This window comes from Sphingobium sp. VMM (assembly GCF_056790315.1).
This window is the reverse complement of the sequence record NZ_JBXGSI010000073.1, coordinates 1-459: the sequence shown is the minus strand read 5'-3', so window position 1 is coordinate 459 and position 459 is coordinate 1. Positions and strand designations below refer to the sequence as shown.

2 pseudogenes are annotated in these 459 nt (G+C 56.4%); one reads left to right on the top strand and one right to left on the bottom strand.

Annotated elements, in window-relative coordinates:
- Positions 1-179 (top strand): annotated as a pseudogene (locus ACUCV3_RS27365) (IS5/IS1182 family transposase); the annotation flags it as partial.
- Positions 180-228: 49 nt separating this feature from the next.
- Here ACUCV3_RS27365 and ACUCV3_RS27360 read toward each other — a convergent pair.
- Positions 229-360 (bottom strand): annotated as a pseudogene (locus ACUCV3_RS27360) (transposase); the annotation flags it as partial.
- Between the last annotated feature and the right edge of the window lie 99 nt (positions 361-459).

Sequence of the window (459 nt, the reverse complement as noted above, 5' to 3'; positions counted from 1 at the left end):
GTCGAGTGCCGCAAAGGGTTTGCCATTCTCCCGCGACGCTGAGTCGTCGAGGGAACCCTCGCCCGGCTGCACCGCAATCATCGCCTCGCCGAGGATTTTGAACAGACATCACATCGGCTACCGCATGGCTCTTCATCGCCTCGATCCAACTTTTCGCATGCAGCATCGCAAGACCATAAAATCACCACAGAAAATTTTGAACCATCCTCTTGGGTCAGGACTCGTTGATCAAAGCCAAAAGATGACGGTGGCAGCGGGGGCGATGGCGGAGAAGAAGGCTGTCGGGCATCGATCGTAGCGGGTAGCAACCCGGCGCCAATCCTTGAGGCGTCCGAACATGATCTCGATGCGGTTGCGCTGAGTAGCCCCTAGTTTTCTAGACGCCTTCTGCTTTCAGAATCTGCTGCCGTTCGAACTGGTTGGGTGACAGCATCCCGTTCCTGATCTGCTTGCGCACCT